Consider the following 15,983-nt stretch of genomic DNA (forward strand, 5'->3'; position numbering starts at 1 on the left):
TTGTTCCATTTTAGAGATTTGTTTAAGATAAGATATAACTCATTGAGATGTGTCATAGTATTCGTCGTTAGAAAACAATTATTGTGACATTATTTCAATGAGTTATCTATTTTTGTCGTGTACAGAGAAGATAAACACAATATCAATGGGATCCAATCTTTATGGCACTCGATCCAATCTGGAAACAACAGCTCACACTCGTCACTTATGGCAATGAATTTCTCAACCAAGGTTTGAGTTTTCAACGTTGGTTGAATCACCACATTTTTGATCAGCACAGTTTCCATTTTCGTGATTTGCTATCACAGCATTTATTGGCTCAACATTTCCAAATTTGGCTAGAAGGCTTAAAAAAACACGGGGTACAACGCTTAAGTTTACATAGCTCTAGCTTGCTAAATGATGAACAAAATCCGAATGCTAACGTTGAACTTCTTCCCTTTGCCCATTTTATTGTGAGCCACGAACAAAATAAAAAGCAGGCATGGATTTTTGGTAAAGAACTTGCCGAGTGGTATAACGCAGAAAATGACTATGAAGCACCTGTATCCCAACAACTACAAATACGTCGCGAAACTTTTTGGCGCTATGAGCTGAACCATAAACTCATTAAACGCATTGAAGCGGATATGCAGTTACCAAAATGGGATGATATTCATAACTTCACTGAAGCAGAATTATTTTTGCAAAAACCGGCGGAAGGTTTTATTGAGCCGGAGGTGTTAGGCACACCTTATTATGGTACGCAGCCTGATCTAAGCAGCGAATCGAATGAATCCGCAAAACTTGCACTCTTGCCAACGGATGCACAAGCGGATTTTGCACATGACAGCTTGCATCGCTTAGATGCATTAAACCGCCACATTCAGTCTAAAATTCAGCATCCCTATCATGTAGATGGCAGCATCTACACACCTGAAGAACAGTTAAATTTGCGCCATTTTGCTCAAAAAACTGAAGATTTAACGGCTAAATTTATCGTAAAAGTCGCCAATCACTATAAAACTGCACGTTTAACTCCTGTGGTTGAAAGCTCTCCTCTGGATGGATTTAAAACTGAGGATAGAAAATCAAATCCTCAGCATGCACACCCGGCTAACTTGCCTCATAAACCCGGTGCAGGTGGAGTGATTACCTTAGTTATTATTACGGTAGTGATTTGCTTATTGGCTTATTACTTCGGACTTTAACTGTATAAATATGATCAACACTAAAAAGCCCCTCTCATTGAAGGGCTTTTTTATAAACATACTTCTGTATGAAAGATTTCAAAATTATGAGGTCGTTAAATAATTAAATGGACGAATTTCTAATCGAACGCGATGCTGATCGGCATGTTGATTAATATAATGACTGACCGAGACTACTTCCCCCTCAAGCTCTGCGTCTGCACCATACATGATTTTGACCGCCTCACCTTTGCGGGGAATCATTTCGAGCTCTACAGTAATGCTACCTTGACCCATACCAACTATTTCAGCCAACATTTTATTTTCCTTTTGTTCTTTTCTATCCATACATTAGGCATGGCGCAAAGCGCGGTATAAAGATTATTTCTGTAACTTAACTGCACTTTTTATTGATAAAACATCAAAACTTAAATATCAAAAACATAAGAGTCCAATTGTTCTAAAAATGCATCAACTGCATTTGCAGACTTTAAACGAATCCATTGAATATGTTGATATTCAGGTGCATTCATCATCTGTAGATATTTTTCACGATTCTTTTTATGGGTCTTAATCATCCACCAGACAATGGAATCTCGACCAAACATCCGCCACAAACTTTCCTGATTATTTGAATCTGGCCAAAGATCTTGTTTGGACTTAGCCCGAGAAAATGCGCGCTTTACAGAGCGGTATAAATTGACTGGAAACGGAAGGTCTAACCATATCACCGTATCTATTTCAGACCATTTAACAGGAATCGTTCGAGTATAGTTGCCATCAATAACATAACCATTTTTCGCTTTGGCAATTTCAGTTTCGATACGTGCAAAAAAGATTTCGTCAGGACACTCCTGCCAATCATCCAGCCAAAATAGGTTATCTAGTTCAATATAATGCAGCCCTATTTTGTCCGCCAAAGCTCTGGAAAAGGTTGATTTTCCAGTGGTCGATGTACCGACTACGTTTATTCTTTTCATTGTCATGATGATCTACTTGAGTCTGGTGAATCTACTTCAAGATAACAGCATTGGATCTGTAGGTTAACTTTTATTCTTCACGATAATCCAAAAGATCTGCATCGATATTGATAAAGTCAGGTTCAATTGCAGTATAAAAACACACTTTTCACAGACTATATTGATCCAATAATTTTTCAGTTGGTATTTATCCATTCATTTATGGCTGTCCCCCCTATCTGCACGCCTTATAAAAAAACAGATTCTAGCTGTCCCCAGATGTATGAATTAATTCTGTCCGCAATTATGATGAACATGCGCAATATAAATACCTTCCCGTTCTGAGCGAAAAGCGCCGTGTGCATGTGCGGGCCTTCAACTGAGCATTAAACAAACCGGCCAGGCAACAAGATCGAAGCTAAACATTGAAATCACGACATAATACGCACAAACCGTGGCTCGGGGCGCAGCACCTACCTAGCCTATTCATTTTCAGATATAATTTAGCGCTAAGCATCGATCAAATATTCAAAATTTAAATATAGTAACCAAACACTTAAATATAAAATTTCAACATAATTATTATGAGACTTTATGAAAACAGAATTTGACATTTATGCTAAAAAACCGCTGATTTCATGGCCAACAATTTTAATGCTTATTTTACTAGGCATTGCGATGGTCTTTATTATACCTTTTTTCAAATGGTTTAGAGATCAAGCTCAACCGCTTAACGTCAGCATAGTGATTGAATACCTGCAATTCACCCTAAAAAATTTCCCGATTTACAAGCTGCAAGCCGATCATGCCCAGCTGATCCTGCTCTACATCGTATCTATAATTGTCATTGATTACTTAAAAACGCAGATTAAACTGGTCATTACGCCTGATAAAATTTATTACCGCTTGTGGAAAATACCTCTCAGCACATTCATTCAGCGGCAGGAGGTAGAATACTGTCAATTTGCCATTCTTGGTATAAAACGCCCAAAACGGATCTCATGGCTGCAGCGTCCCATTTATCAGACTGCCAACAAAGAAAATCCACAGCTTTTATTCTTCCCCCTTAAAAATGTTCAATCTCAATTGCACCTTGCATGCTTAAGTGAACATGAAAAAGGGCAGCTGATTCAAATACTCAAACAATATTATAATTTTCAGGATGAGATTGCGGCGCTGACGCTTTCTCAAGAAGATCTGCAAAATTTAATTCTGCAAACCAAGATCAGTCCGCGGATCGCCTACATGCTTATCGGCAGCGTTCCTATTGGTATTTTGGGCTTATATTTAAACGCGCAAGCGCAGTTCTTTTACATTTCCAATTATCCGGTTTTGCTGTGTTTGGCCATTATTTTTCTGCTGATTTTCATTCCAAGCGTATTGTGGATACAAAAAGATATTCCCAAAATGGCGTTTACAGGAAGCGTGCTGTCCAGTACATTTTTAACGCTGAGCCTGAGCTTTTTTCTAATGCCGGTATTGCATAGTTATTATGCTTTGCATTTTGGCACTCATAAAATGACCGATGCGCAATTACTCTCAATGGATGCAGATGGTCAGAAATGGTTGTTATTAGACAACCAGCAAACTTTTCATATTTTACCCAAAACACCTTTCTACAACACGCACTTTAAAATAAATGCAATTTATGAATTTCCCATTTATTATCACTGGCATAACTATCATTTTCAGCACCGAGACCTTGCTTATGTCCAGCTTAAAACAAAAACCGATTAATATTGGTTAAGCTTACATAAGAATTTAAAGCCCAAAAAAAGACCGCTAAAAGCGGTCTTTTTTTAAGTCATAAAGACTTATGCAGCTAATGCATCTTTAGCTTTAGAAGCTAAAGCAGCAAACGCAACTGCGTCATGCATAGCGATGTCAGCAAGTACGCGACGGTCGATAATCACTTGAGCTTTTTTCAAGCCAGCGATCATACGGCTGTACGACAAACCATTTTGACGAGCACCAGCATTGATACGCGCAATCCATAGAGCACGGAATTGACGTTTCTTTTGACGACGGTCACGGTAAGCATATTGACCTGCTTTGATTACTGCTTGGAACGCTACGCGATATACGCGTGAACGAGCGCCGTAGTAACCTTTAGCACGAGCAAGAATTTTTTTATGACGGCGATGAGCCTGTACACCACGTTTAACACGAGCCATTTATAATCTCCTTAGATGTATGGGCACATACGGCGAACTGAAGCAACGTCACTTACGTGAACCATTACACAGCCGCGTAATTGACGGATACGCTTAGCAGATTTTTTGGTCAAAATGTGTCGTTTGAACGCTTGGTGACGTTTAAAACCGTTTGCAGTTGGCTTGAAGCGTTTAGCTGCACCACGGCGAGTTTTCATCTTAGGCATAAGAACCTCTTTTGAACACCTGTTCGGCACGTCTGCACCATTGCAAAGACGCCCTGCAGGTAAGGGAGCGAGTATTCTAAAGCATCTTTGCTCAAAACAAAAGCGAATCTTTCTACCGAATATCGAACTTAATTAATTTTCTGATATAGATTTTCCGATGATTTTATAAGCGATGCCCAATAAGGCTTATATAATGTCGGCACGCCAACTATTACTGTCCATTATGAAACCTGCACAGGATGCTTTTGCAGCCCTACGTTATCGGGATTTCTCGATTGTTACGCTTAATCAATTTTGTCTGACCTTAGCCATTTTGATTCAAGAAATTATTGTTGCTTACTCACTGTATCAAATCACTAAAGACCCGCTAACACTGGGCTTAATTGGTTTAGCCGAAGCAATTCCTTTTATTGCTCTCTCTTTGTGGGGAGGATACTTTGCAGATCGTTTCAATAAACAGACCATTATGAAAATTTGTCTGTTTTTTTCTGTACCGATGCCACTTATTCTCTGGGGGCTATTTCACCAATATGGTCTCGGCCAAATTGATGTCACCCAACTGTCTTGGGGTATTTATGCGGTCATTTTTGGGCTTGGAACGATCCGAGGTTTCTATAATCCCTCGGCAACGTCGCTTAAACCTTTTTTAATCCCGCGGGAGCTCTATGCCAATGGTGCAACATGGACAACGATTGGTTGGCAAAGTGGGGTGATTATTGGGCCAATGCTTGGCGGTTTTATGTTGGCATTTTTAGGCCGTGAAACCAGCTTACTCAGTGTTGCGGCGCTACTAACTGTCTGCTTCGTTCTCATTAACCTACTCAATAAACGCAGTTTTCCTAAAATTGAATCTGACAATTTAAAAGATAGTTTAAGTGAAGGTTTTCGATTTATCTGGAAAACCAAAATTGTCCTTTGGGCGATTTCACTCGATTTAGTTTCTGTGCTTTTTGGTGGCGTGATTGCCCTCTTACCGATTTTTGCCGAAGATATTTTAAAAGTGGGGCCTGAAGGTTTAGGCTACTTACGGGCAGCACCGTCTATTGGCGCCCTGATCACTATGATTGCATTGACCAAATTCCCTCCAACTCATCATGCATGGCGTAATATGTTATTGGCTGTAGCGGGTTTTGGTGTATTTACCATTTTATTCGCATTTTCAAGCAATCTTTGGTTATCACTCTTTGCACTGGCAATGACTGGTGCATGTGACAGTGTTTCTGTCGTCGTGCGTCAAACTATTTTACAGCTCTATCCGCCGGAAAATATGCGTGGGCGTGTTGCCGCGGTCAATGGCATGTTTGTCTCCAGTAGTAATGAACTCGGTGCATTTGAATCTGGATTGGCTGCAAAATATATGGGCACGATCATGGCGACAATCTTTGGTGGCTGTATGACCATGGCTGTAGTAGCAATCAGTTGGGCGAAAACACGTGATTTATTTGGCGTGGACATTACTCACCAGTCGAAAAAATAAGAGAATATTTTTCATTTACACCTTGCCAGTATTTTCAATACAGGAAATACTGCGCAGCAATATCGACTCAATATCACTCTACGACGTGATGCAAGAATAGACTTATGAAACAATATCTGTGCTTAACCCTTTTGGCCTGCGCTCCATTTTCTACAGCGTTTAGTGCTTCAACCAAAACCCATCAACTTCCGGCACAGAATATTGAAGTTGCTCCTGCGCATTTAACCACGCGTTTAAATTGGTCGGTTTTTCCAAAACCGGTATATGCCAATGAAGACCTCAAGCAACGTGACCGCGCGGCCATTATTCGTGTCACAGCGAATGCAAAAGGTACAATTACCGATGCAAGTGTTGAAGAAAGTACAGGGGTCGATCAACTCGACCGAATCTTAATTTCTGCTGTCAAAAAAGCTAAAGTCAAGCCACATTTAGAAAATGGTGAATCCAAAGCCATTATTGGCTATCAAGCGTTTAATTTGAGAGTTAAAGGCAATACGCCTGAATGTGATTTCAACTTTGATTCAAAAGTTTGGAATGCACAAAGTGCAAATAAGAAAACGCCATTCCAATATGTATCTCAACCAAAATTAGATCTCACTAGTCATGAGTTGAAACAGCACGATCGTAAAGTCAAATTTAACTTTAAAGTGGACAAACACGGACAAGTGAAAAAGGTGAAGATCAAGCAAGGCTCTGGCATTTATGCACTCGATCAGAAAGTCGTTGAAGCACTAAGAAATAGTCAGATCTCGGTTAAACGTACTGCGAGCACCCTTTGGATCTACAAAAAGTCGAACTTTAAAGATGAAATTCAGTTTCAAGTAAATGGCTGTAAATAAGTAATAGATTCAACATTTCAAACAGGGATTGAATGTTTCAATGCCCTGTTTTATCTCAGAAGAAACCTAAAAATATAAGATAAATACAGAGATAACGCCCGGTTTTCGCTACGGTCACCATGAACACAAAGCGCCAGAAGTTTTCTTTCATTAAACCCGCAATTAAAGTAATAGGGTCTCCAATAATCGGCAGCCAACTCAGTAGCAAAGACCAATAACCATATTTGTGATAAATACCCTGTGCCTGCTGCATTTTCAGCTCTGACACGGGAAACCATGTTTTATTTTTATAATGTTCTACTTTTAAACCGAGCCACCAATTCACACAAGAACCGAGAATATTACCAATACTGGCCACCACAATCAGCAGCCATGGATTATGTTGACCATAGCTCAACAAGCCGAGCAATACGGCTTCGGACTGTAAAGGAAGTAAGGTCGCAGCCCCAAATGCCGCGAAGAATAAAACTAAAAACGACCACATCGAAACGAATGCTTAGAGACCTAATTTTTTCTTCGACTTCAAATATTCAAAATTTGACCAAAGCACTGCTGCAACAATTACAACGATTCTCGACCATTTATATTGTGAAGAAATCGGTTCAATCGCAGCTCGCATCAAGTTTTGATCTTTGGTATGTAAATCTGCAAGAATATTTTGAACATGTACAATTTCAGCGACAAATAGCACTAAGCAGCCTGCAATACCAAAAATAATACTCCAATAGATTCTTGGGTTATTTTCAACAATACGGGTAAAATTTAAGAAAAAGTCTTTCATCGCAAAATCGTCCAACTAAGCCGTCAACAACGCGTTCTTTTCGGCAGCGCCGCATTCTAACACAGCGTTAGAATTTTCTTCCGTCCTATCTAAAATCTTAAGGGGAGTCTTTCCGCACTTTACTTTTATACATGAGACTTCTAATCTGCCACGCAAATATTGAATAATTTTAACTCACTTTATGAAAAAAATTCTTTGCTTAAGTTTTATCGTGTTATTACAAATTTTGACCGCTTAATATGCACAAAGTCCTTCTGAAATTGCCAAACAACACTTGATTACACAAGATCAAATGATTTGGAAAAAGCGACCTATTTTTAACTTCAACAATGACGATCTGGGCAATCAAAATCGTGACCTCAGTTTCAAACTATATGTTTTAGCCACCGGCGAAGTTCAAAAAGCTGAATTAATCAAAAGCTCTGGACTTACACACATTGATAAGCGGGTTGAGCAGTCACTTTTACGTGCCAAGTTCAAACCTTATATCGAAAATGGTGTAGCCTCCCCCTTTGTTGCCGTACAGCCCTTCTCACTCAAGACCCTGAAAGAAAACCAAAGACCTTGGTGGAAAAAGCTTCTATTTATTTCGTAAAAAAAGAGCATGTTTCCATGCTCTTTTTTTAAACGTGTATTGCTAAGGCTTTTTGTACCGCTGGACGGGCCGTCAGTCGATCGATATAGTCTTTCACGTATGGATAATCTTCCAGCTGAATTTGCTGCCATTCATGACGCAGTGCCCAAGGCAGAATAGCCATATCTGCAATCGAATACTCTCCAGCCACAAATTTTTGACCAATCAACTGATGGTTCAAAACTTTATATAAGCGTTTAGACTCATTTACATAACGTTCAGTTGCATACGGAATACGTTCAGGTGCAAAACGACTAAAATGATGATTTTGTCCTAACATGGGCCCAAAACCACCCATTTGCCACATCAACCATTGTTCAACTTCAACGCGCTCAAACTCATCTTCTGGATAAAACAAACCTGTTTTACGTCCAAGATATTGCAGAATCGCACCAGACTCAAAAACTGAAATCGACTCTCCCCGTGGGCCATTCTGATCCACGATTGCAGGGATTTTATTGTTCGGAGAAATTCTCAAAAAGTCTGGCTGAAATTGATCATTTTCCAAGATATTAATCGGAAAAATTTGGTATTCCAAACCCATTTCTTCTAAAGCGATGGTAATTTTATGTCCATTGGGTGTACCCCAATAGTAGAGATCAATCATCTATATTCCTTTTTAATTTTCAGTAAGGCAATCTCATTTTGCTTTATGTATAACATGTTTAATCCAGTGAAAGCTTGTCAGTTTTTCTGAAAAGTAACGTTAAAATGTGAATTATCACTTTGCTTTTAAAATCACTTAAGGTACAAAAATTCAAAAAATATAATTTTTTTATAAAAATCCCTTGAAAAAAATCAGCACAGACCGATATTGATACATGTACAAGGATCAAACGATCTTGTTAGTGAACAGTGGATGCCAAGCATCACTGAACATTTCTTATTGTTACAACTTTGCTTATTAAAGAGAGTTCTAATTATGAGTAGTTTAAATCTTAACCCACTTTTCCGTCGTAGCATTGGTTTTGATCGTTTCAACGATTTATTTGATTATGCCATGCAAAGCGACACACCAAATTACCCGCCATACAATATTGAAAAAACGGCTGAAAATAGCTATCGCATTGTGGTGGCAACCGCAGGTTTTACAGAAGATGAACTTTCGCTAAACTTAGAAAATCAAGTGCTAAGCATTTCAGGTAAACCAACTGAAGCGCAAGATACAACTGTGGAATTCCTGCATAAAGGCATTGCTCGTCGTACATTTAAACTGTCTTTACGCTTAGATGAACATATAGAAGTGCAACAAGCCCTATATGAAAATGGTTTATTGACAGTGGACTTACAGCGTATTATTCCTGAAGAAAAACTGCCACGCCAAATTCCAATTGGCAAAAAGGCATTGATAGAAAGTCCTGTCCAAGAAAATAGCGCTGAGTAAACCCTCATAAAAAAAAGACCCTTCGGGGTCTTTTTTTTGAAAAAAATAGTTAAATTCGTAACATGATAAAAAAGAATTAAAATCATCCCATCTCAAAAATATAGTGTCTAGATTGCAAATTTTATGTTCTGATTTTTTATTCCAAACTAAATACTCCATATAGGTGTTTTTAATGAATCCTTGGTGGGTCTGGCTTACAAGCTGCTCATCTACTCTTTTTAAATTTTGGCGTATCTTGCAAAAAATAATCCTACTCTGTATTACTATCTATTTATATGAAATGTACTTTGTTCTGATTGCTTTTATGACATGGAATATACGACCTAATATTACCAAGATGAAAATCTATTGGAGGGTACTGAAAACCCCTATTTCACGGCCTGTTTTATGTAAATAGATCTCACATAGTTAGCTCAATAAAAAGCTTTGCTCACTTTATACCTACATTAAAACTAAATTAAAGCATTTCAAAACGTCTGAATCGAAACAACGATTGAATATCTATTAAAATATAATCAAATTTGTCTTTCTTAAAGAAACTTACTTAATACTCTCAGACATAAGTTCGCATTCATGAATTTTGCTCTATTTTCCAATCAATACGCAGCAAAAATTATTTGTGCCCTTGAACATCATTGAGATTAAAAACCAAAATATAGGCAAAAAAAAGCACTGCAAATGCAGTGCTTTTTTAATGGATACTTACTTTTTCTTTTTAGGACCAAGTAGCATACCCATTTGACGGCCTTCCATTTTTGGTGTTTGTTCAACAACACCATAGTCAACCACGTCAGCTTCAATTTTTTGCAATTGAGCCAAACCTAACTGTTGGTGTGCCATTTCACGACCACGGAAACGAAGCGTGATTTTTACCTTATTGCCTTCTTCAAGGAACTTGATAATGGCACGTAGTTTAACGTTGTAGTCACCAACATCAGTACCAGGGCGTAGCTTGATTTCTTTCACCTGTACTTGATGTTGTTTTTTCTTCGCTTCTTTTTGCTTTTGTTTTAGATCAAACAAATGCTTGTTGAAATCCATGATTTTGCAGACTGGTGGCTCAGCATTGGCAACGATCTCAACAAGGTCAAGATCTACTGCTTCTGCAGCACGCAAAGCGTCAGCAAGAGATACAATCCCTTTTTGCTCGCCATTTTCGTCTACTAGACGGACTTCTTTTGCACGAATTTCATCATTCAAGGCAGGACGGTTTGACTTTCCGCCCTGTTGATTACGGTCAGGCTGTTTAATCGCTTTTACTCCACAATGTACCGGCCGCGTTCGGCTACGGCTGCTTTTACTAAGTCGATGAATGCATCAATTGACATAGTACCCAAATTTTTTCCAGAGCGAGTACGGACGTTTACAGTACCTTCCTCAACTTCACGGTCTCCAAGAACCAATAAGTAAGGAATACGCTCTAAAGTACGTTCACGAATCTTAAAGCCGATTTTCTCATTTCTCAAGTCTGAAATCGCGCGGATACCGCTTTCTTTAAGTTTAGCGACGACTGACTCACATGCTTCAGCTTGTGAATCAGTAATGTTCATCACACATGCTTGAATTGGAGACAACCAAGGTGGCATGAAACCAGCATAGTGTTCAATAAGTATACCAATAAAACGCTCGAAACTGCCAAGTATTGCGCGGTGCAACATTACAGGCTGATCACGGTCGTTATCTTCAGTCACATAAGATGCGTCAAGACGTTCTGGTAAGTTAAAGTCACATTGAATTGTACCGCACTGCCATACACGACCTAAGCAGTCTTTCAATGAGAATTCAATTTTCGGACCGTAGAATGCACCTTCACCCGGTTGAAGTTCCCACTCTAGGCCTGCAGCATCTAAAGCATCTGCTAAAGATTTTTCTGCCATGTCCCAAAGTTTGTCATCACCTACACGTTTTTCTGGACGCGTCGACAATTTCATTTGAACTTCTTCAAAACCAAAGTCTTTATAAACATCTAAAGTCAATTTAATGAAGTCTGCAACTTCAGTACCGATTTGTTCTTTCGTACAGAAGATATGCGCATCATCTTGTGTAAAGCCACGTACACGCATAATACCGTGTAATGAACCCGATGGTTCGTTACGGTGACATGAACCAAACTCAGCTAAACGGATTGGCAGGTCACGGTAAGATTTTAAACCTTGGTTGAAGACTTGCACGTGACATGGGCAGTTCATTGGTTTTACTGCATAGTTACGGTTCTCTGAGTGAGTCGTAAACATGTTTTCAGCATAGTTTGCTGCGTGACCTGATTTTTCCCAAAGCGTGAAATCAACCACTTGCGGTGTACGGATTTCTTGGTAACCATTGGCTTGTTGAACTTTACGCATGTATTGTTCAAGCACTTGGTAAATCGTCCAGCCGTTTGGATGCCAGAACACCATACCCGGCGCTTCTTCTTGCATATGGAACAAGTCTAACGCTTTACCAATTTTACGGTGATCGCGTTTTTCAGCTTCTTCAATACGTTTGATATACGCAGCTAACTGTTTTTTGTCAGCCCAAGCTGTACCGTAAATACGTTGCAGCTGTTCGTTTTTCGCATCACCGCGCCAGTAAGCACCAGAGATTTTAGTCAACTTGAACGATTTTAAGAATTTAGTATTTGGAACGTGCGGACCACGACACATATCCAAGTAGTCTTGATGATAGTACAAGCCCATTTCAGTTTCTTCAGGCATGTCTTCGATCAGACGCAGTTTGTATTCTTCGCCGCGTGCAGTGAACTCTTTGATCACTTCATCACGTGGAGTCATTTTTTTGATGACATCATAGTCTTGGTCGATGAGCTTTTTCATGCGCTCTTCGATTGCTGCCATGTCATCTAAAGTAAACGGACGTGGCATCCAGATGTCATAGTAGAAACCTTCTTCAATGACAGGACCAATGACCATCTTTGCTTCTGGGAACAATTGCTTAACTGCATGACCTACCAAATGCGCACAAGAGTGACGAATGATGTGAATACCATCTTCATCTTTAGGCGTGATAATTTGTAGGCTAGCATCTTCTGTAATTAAATCAGATGCATCAACTAAACGATCGTTTACACGACCCGCAACTGTATTTTTTGCTAGACCAGGACCGATGCTTTGAGCAACTTCCATCACAGACACGGCATGATCAAATTCTTTTTGATCGCCATTAGGCAAAGTGATAATTGGCATATAAAAATCCTTAAGGAGTGATGCCCCGTACAATGGAGCATGTCACCGCGAGATTATGATCGAGGGAGACCCTCAAAAGATAAAAACGGTGGATAAATAAAATTCGACCTAAATTTTACACGCCCTGCCAACTTTAATAAACCTCTAATCCCATAGAAGTTGATTTTTCTGCCGCCTTTTACAAGACTCCTGATAATTCAAACAGATTTCAGCCGAAATGCGCTTTATGCTGTCAACATAATAATCACGTTCTAATTCATAAAATTATTCCGAATTTCGAACACCTATACCCACTGAACTCTCTATGTAGGCAGGTATCATGCAAGCACATTCACTTATATCTTGGTCTAGTTTAAAACCGCTCCAAACCCGCTTATGCCCTTGCAGCCAATGTCGATCTTGTGGTCTTACGGCTCGAAGATGATGATGTAGAACAAGTCGTGGTCATGTATGGTCGCTGTCAGCATCGCGGCGCACTCATGGCCGATGCCCATATTCAAGGAGATAAAATCGTCTGTGGGCTGCATGGCTCTCACTATATTTATAAAACTGGCATCAACCCACGTTATCTGAATAAAAATCTGCAAAAGTTTAAAGCGTGGGTGTAAGGCGATCAGGTGTATGTCGATCTTGAAGAAATTCAAGCGTGGGAAAAAAGAAATCCTCAACAATATAAGCGTGATCAATACCAAGGCCTATATGCTGACTCCGCGCCCGCGCCAGAAGAACCATATAATAAATTGATCTTGGAACTCGCACGAAATGGCTTAAGTAAATTTGGACATCATGGCCCGACAGCGGCAATGGGCGTGCCTTTCAATCAACTTCCGAAATGGGATGATATTCAACTGATCACCGCACAACTGTGGAAAATTCCATTGTTAGATAATGCACCCGTAGCAACCGAAGTGGTGATTGGCCCAAATGCTAAAAAACCTTTAAAACTCAACATTCCCGTGTTTGTGTCAGATATGAGTTTTGGTGCGCTATCTCAAGAAGCCAAAGTTGCCCTTGCAACAGGTGCTGAACTTGCAGGTACAGGCATTTGCTCAGGTGAAGGCGGAATGCTTACTGAGGAACAAGCGGCTAACTCCCGTTATTTTTATGAACTCGCGTCTGGTCGTTTGGCTATGACATCGAAAAAGTCAAAAAGTGTCAGGCCTTTCATTTTAAAGGCGGTCAAGCGGCAAAAACAGGTACTGGAGGACATCTGCCAGGCCATAAAGTGGTTGGAAAAATTGCAGAAGTGCGCAAATTACCAGAAGGCACCGCAGCCATTTCTCCTGCAACCTTCCCCGACTGGACTCATCTTTCACAATATCGTGAATTTGCAGAATATATCCGAGCCGAGACCGGCGGCATCCCGATCGGCTATAAGCTCTCCGCACAGCATATTGAACGTGATATTGACGCGGCTCTGAGCATTGGTGTGGACTATATTATTTTAGATGGACGTGGCGGTGGTACAGGTGCAGCCCCAACCTTATTCCGTGACAATATCTCAGTACCAACCATTCCTGCGCTTGCACGAGCACGTCGTCATTTAGACCGTTTAGGACGGTCAGATATTAGTTTAGTGATCACAGGTGGACTTCGTGTACCCGCAGATTTTATTAAGGCACTGGCTTTAGGTGCCGATGCCATCGCGATTTCAAACTCTGCCATGCAAGCCATAGGCTGTTTAGGTATGCGTGCCTGTCAGACCAATGATTGTTCTGTGGGCATTGCCACACAACAAGATCATTTACGTCGTCGTTTAGAAATAGACAAATCGGCACAACAACTAGCGAATTTTTTAAATGCTTCTGTGGAATTGATGCAAGTCATGGCACGTGCCTGCGGACATCATCATCTCAATCAATTCTGCAAAGATGACCTGACCACATGGAAAAAAGAAATGTCGAACCTCACGGGTATTCACTACAGTGGATTTGAGTAAGCTTCAAATCATGAGCTTTTTTCAAAACCATTGAACCTAAAAAGAGTCCATACGGGCTCTTTTTTATTCTCTGAAGGTTTCAAAGGCCATGAATTGAGCGGCTTGGTACAACCAAAGCTGTGCAAATTGAGGGATGATCATTTCACTTTGTGCAGGACGTAAAAAAATATAATCATCTACGTCTATGCTGCTTGTCTGTGGAATTTGCACAAGTTCCTGATTACTACTGCGACCATATAATGCATGGGGCTGACTGCCTTGAGGATAAACATAGTCCCCACGCCAATAACCTCCATAAATAAACACAGCCTGAGACTTTGCCCAACGACTGAGCCATTCTAACTGTGGTAATTCTGTCCTTGGCAACACTTTTAGCACGGGTGCGGCGATCCATAAGGCACTTTGAAAAGCGTGCAATTTTTTCAATTCAAAATCTGCAGGTTTTAATAACATCGAGCCAAACGAGACTTCGTTACAGACACTCTGCTGACAATGAAAACTAAAACTAGGACTACCACCACCATTCCAACAGGTGTGTTCATCACATAAAGTTGGATAGTGCTGTTGTACATAAGCTTTGAATTGTTGATAACTTTGCTGGGACTGTTGATAAGTCTGTTCAGCAGATTGGATCAGCCGTGGAATCTTCGCCACATGTGCGTCATAGCCCATCAATCCTGAAAATTTTAAATGTTGGGGATGTTGAACGATTACATCCAAAACAGCCTTTAGCTCATTGATCGTTTTCAGGCCTCCACGGTGTAGCCCCACATCGATTTCAATATTGATGCGTAGACACAGTTGATGCTGCTCAGCAAATTTGAGGTATTGGGCTAAACGCTGTTCACTATCAATCAGCCATTGCACTTGCGATTGCGTTGCCTGCAAAAATGCCTTGTCTGCATGGTTTAAGGCCTGAATCGGCATCGGTTTTCCAAACAACACATCGGCTTGCGGAATCGATTCGAAAAGCGTTTTTAGATGTGCAAAATGAAATAGCATGAAACGCTGTGCCTGAAGCTGAGTAGCACAGTGTTGAAGCAATGCCATGCAGGCCAAGGATTTCACCACCAAGCGCGGATGCAGCCCTTTTGGCATTTGCTGCTGAGTGACCACCAAGTTGTGATTTAATGCATCAACATCCACGATTAACTGGGGCATCCCAGTGCCTTTTAGCTTTAACAGCGTATTCAACTGTTGAAAATATGCATCCATGCCATCCCCCTTTTTCATATCGTTCAA

The 15,983-nt window shown here is 40.2% G+C and carries 16 protein-coding genes and 2 pseudogenes; 8 read left to right on the top strand and 10 right to left on the bottom strand.

The annotated features are described in order from the left end of the window. Window positions 1-161: 161 nt before the first annotated feature. On the top strand, window positions 162-1,190 hold the full coding sequence (locus FTV04_RS12945) for a hypothetical protein (RefSeq protein ID WP_180089845.1): 1,029 nt from the start codon (window positions 162-164) through the stop codon (window positions 1,188-1,190). A gap of 84 nt (window positions 1,191-1,274) precedes the next feature. On the opposite strand, the gene FTV04_RS12950 is transcribed toward FTV04_RS12945, so the two are convergent. Together FTV04_RS12950 and FTV04_RS12955 are read right to left on the bottom strand one after the other, a co-directional pair. Beyond that, entirely contained in the window at window positions 1,275-1,487 is a 213-nt protein-coding gene (locus FTV04_RS12950; protein WP_111884721.1) for a hypothetical protein, read from the bottom strand. A 110-nt stretch (window positions 1,488-1,597) separates the two neighbouring features. Then, entirely contained in the window at window positions 1,598-2,149 is a 552-nt protein-coding gene (locus FTV04_RS12955) for an adenylate kinase (protein WP_180089847.1), read from the bottom strand. 573 nt (window positions 2,150-2,722) lie between these two features. Here FTV04_RS12955 and FTV04_RS12960 point away from each other — a divergent pair. Then, a complete protein-coding gene (locus FTV04_RS12960) occupies window positions 2,723-3,865 on the top strand; it encodes a hypothetical protein (RefSeq protein ID WP_180089849.1) in 1,143 nt (380 codons plus the stop codon). Window positions 3,866-3,942: 77 nt separating this feature from the next. Here FTV04_RS12960 and rplT read toward each other — a convergent pair whose 3' ends face one another. Then, window positions 3,943-4,302, bottom strand: coding sequence for a 50S ribosomal protein L20 (gene rplT, locus FTV04_RS12965; protein ID WP_004647525.1), 360 nt, complete (start codon window positions 4,300-4,302; stop codon window positions 3,943-3,945). 11 nt (window positions 4,303-4,313) lie between these two features. Further along, complete coding sequence (rpmI, locus tag FTV04_RS12970; protein WP_065994397.1) at window positions 4,314-4,508, bottom strand: 50S ribosomal protein L35; 195 nt, start codon at window positions 4,506-4,508, stop codon at window positions 4,314-4,316. 223 nt (window positions 4,509-4,731) lie between these two features. Between rpmI and FTV04_RS12975 the strand changes: the two genes are divergently transcribed. Together FTV04_RS12975 and FTV04_RS12980 are read left to right on the top strand one after the other, a co-directional pair. After that, entirely contained in the window at window positions 4,732-5,985 is a 1,254-nt protein-coding gene (locus FTV04_RS12975) for an MFS transporter (RefSeq protein ID WP_180089898.1), read from the top strand. Between the two features lie 104 nt (window positions 5,986-6,089). Beyond that, window positions 6,090-6,824 (top strand): energy transducer TonB, encoded by a 735-nt coding sequence (locus tag FTV04_RS12980; protein ID WP_180089851.1) that lies wholly within the window; start codon window positions 6,090-6,092, stop codon window positions 6,822-6,824. Between the two features lie 55 nt (window positions 6,825-6,879). Here the strand turns inward: FTV04_RS12980 and FTV04_RS12985 are convergent, their stop codons facing one another. Together FTV04_RS12985 and FTV04_RS12990 are read right to left on the bottom strand one after the other, a co-directional pair. Further along, a complete protein-coding gene (locus FTV04_RS12985; protein ID WP_168378474.1) occupies window positions 6,880-7,308 on the bottom strand; it encodes a YqaA family protein in 429 nt (142 codons plus the stop codon). Window positions 7,309-7,320: 12 nt separating this feature from the next. Then, window positions 7,321-7,605 carry a hypothetical protein gene (locus tag FTV04_RS12990; protein WP_078192639.1) on the bottom strand — a complete coding sequence of 95 codons (285 nt, stop codon included), beginning with the start codon at window positions 7,603-7,605 and terminating at the stop codon, window positions 7,321-7,323. A gap of 274 nt (window positions 7,606-7,879) precedes the next feature. Here FTV04_RS12990 and FTV04_RS12995 point away from each other — a divergent pair, with 274 nt between their 5' ends. Next, window positions 7,880-8,200, top strand: coding sequence for an energy transducer TonB (locus tag FTV04_RS12995; protein WP_168378473.1), 321 nt, complete (start codon window positions 7,880-7,882; stop codon window positions 8,198-8,200). A 28-nt stretch (window positions 8,201-8,228) separates the two neighbouring features. On the opposite strand, the gene FTV04_RS13000 is transcribed toward FTV04_RS12995, so the two are convergent. Continuing rightward, complete coding sequence (locus FTV04_RS13000) at window positions 8,229-8,846, bottom strand: glutathione S-transferase N-terminal domain-containing protein (RefSeq protein WP_168378472.1); 618 nt, start codon at window positions 8,844-8,846, stop codon at window positions 8,229-8,231. Between the two features lie 315 nt (window positions 8,847-9,161). On the opposite strand from FTV04_RS13000, the gene FTV04_RS13005 reads away from it, so the two are divergent. After that, window positions 9,162-9,623: an Hsp20 family protein gene (locus FTV04_RS13005; RefSeq protein WP_168378471.1), complete on the top strand. Its 462-nt coding sequence runs from the start codon at window positions 9,162-9,164 to the stop codon at window positions 9,621-9,623. A gap of 702 nt (window positions 9,624-10,325) precedes the next feature. Here FTV04_RS13005 and infC read toward each other — a convergent pair. Together infC and thrS are read right to left on the bottom strand one after the other, a co-directional pair. Beyond that, entirely contained in the window at window positions 10,326-10,874 is a 549-nt protein-coding gene (gene infC, locus FTV04_RS13010; RefSeq protein ID WP_078192643.1) for a translation initiation factor IF-3, read from the bottom strand. A gap of 5 nt (window positions 10,875-10,879) precedes the next feature. Next, complete coding sequence (gene thrS, locus FTV04_RS13015) at window positions 10,880-12,802, bottom strand: threonine--tRNA ligase (protein ID WP_180007231.1); 1,923 nt, start codon at window positions 12,800-12,802, stop codon at window positions 10,880-10,882. A 398-nt stretch (window positions 12,803-13,200) separates the two neighbouring features. Here thrS and FTV04_RS13020 point away from each other — a divergent pair. Next, a pseudogene (locus tag FTV04_RS13020) lies at window positions 13,201-13,410 on the top strand (Rieske 2Fe-2S domain-containing protein); the annotation flags it as partial. Window positions 13,411-13,773: 363 nt separating this feature from the next. Further along, window positions 13,774-14,741 (top strand): annotated as a pseudogene (locus FTV04_RS16855) (FMN-binding glutamate synthase family protein). A gap of 63 nt (window positions 14,742-14,804) precedes the next feature. On the opposite strand, the gene FTV04_RS13030 reads toward FTV04_RS16855, so the two are convergent. Beyond that, complete coding sequence (locus tag FTV04_RS13030; RefSeq protein WP_180007230.1) at window positions 14,805-15,956, bottom strand: alanine racemase; 1,152 nt, start codon at window positions 15,954-15,956, stop codon at window positions 14,805-14,807. Window positions 15,957-15,983: the final 27 nt, after the last annotated feature.

The sequence above is a fragment of the Acinetobacter sp. YH12219 genome (assembly GCF_013417875.1).
GTDB lineage: Bacteria > Pseudomonadota > Gammaproteobacteria > Pseudomonadales > Moraxellaceae > Acinetobacter > Acinetobacter amyesii.

Bases quoted from the DNA above. Each gene is read 5' to 3' on its own strand.
- FTV04_RS12945 (WP_180089845.1), top strand. From the start codon at position 162: ATGGCACTCGATCCAATCTGGAAACAACAGCTCACACTCGTCACTTAT.
- FTV04_RS12950 (WP_111884721.1), bottom strand. From the start codon at position 1,487: ATGTTGGCTGAAATAGTTGGTATGGGTCAAGGTAGCATTACTGTAGAG.
- FTV04_RS12955 (WP_180089847.1), bottom strand. From the start codon at position 2,149: ATGAAAAGAATAAACGTAGTCGGTACATCGACCACTGGAAAATCAACC.
- FTV04_RS12960 (WP_180089849.1), top strand. From the start codon at position 2,723: ATGAAAACAGAATTTGACATTTATGCTAAAAAACCGCTGATTTCATGG.
- rplT (WP_004647525.1), bottom strand. From the start codon at position 4,302: ATGGCTCGTGTTAAACGTGGTGTACAGGCTCATCGCCGTCATAAAAAA.
- rpmI (WP_065994397.1), bottom strand. From the start codon at position 4,508: ATGCCTAAGATGAAAACTCGCCGTGGTGCAGCTAAACGCTTCAAGCCA.
- FTV04_RS12975 (WP_180089898.1), top strand. From the start codon at position 4,732: ATGAAACCTGCACAGGATGCTTTTGCAGCCCTACGTTATCGGGATTTC.
- FTV04_RS12980 (WP_180089851.1), top strand. From the start codon at position 6,090: ATGAAACAATATCTGTGCTTAACCCTTTTGGCCTGCGCTCCATTTTCT.
- FTV04_RS12985 (WP_168378474.1), bottom strand. From the start codon at position 7,308: ATGTGGTCGTTTTTAGTTTTATTCTTCGCGGCATTTGGGGCTGCGACC.
- FTV04_RS12990 (WP_078192639.1), bottom strand. From the start codon at position 7,605: ATGAAAGACTTTTTCTTAAATTTTACCCGTATTGTTGAAAATAACCCA.
- FTV04_RS13000 (WP_168378472.1), bottom strand. From the start codon at position 8,846: ATGATTGATCTCTACTATTGGGGTACACCCAATGGACATAAAATTACC.
- FTV04_RS13005 (WP_168378471.1), top strand. From the start codon at position 9,162: ATGAGTAGTTTAAATCTTAACCCACTTTTCCGTCGTAGCATTGGTTTT.
- thrS (WP_180007231.1), bottom strand. From the start codon at position 12,802: ATGCCAATTATCACTTTGCCTAATGGCGATCAAAAAGAATTTGATCAT.
- FTV04_RS13030 (WP_180007230.1), bottom strand. From the start codon at position 15,956: ATGGATGCATATTTTCAACAGTTGAATACGCTGTTAAAGCTAAAAGGC.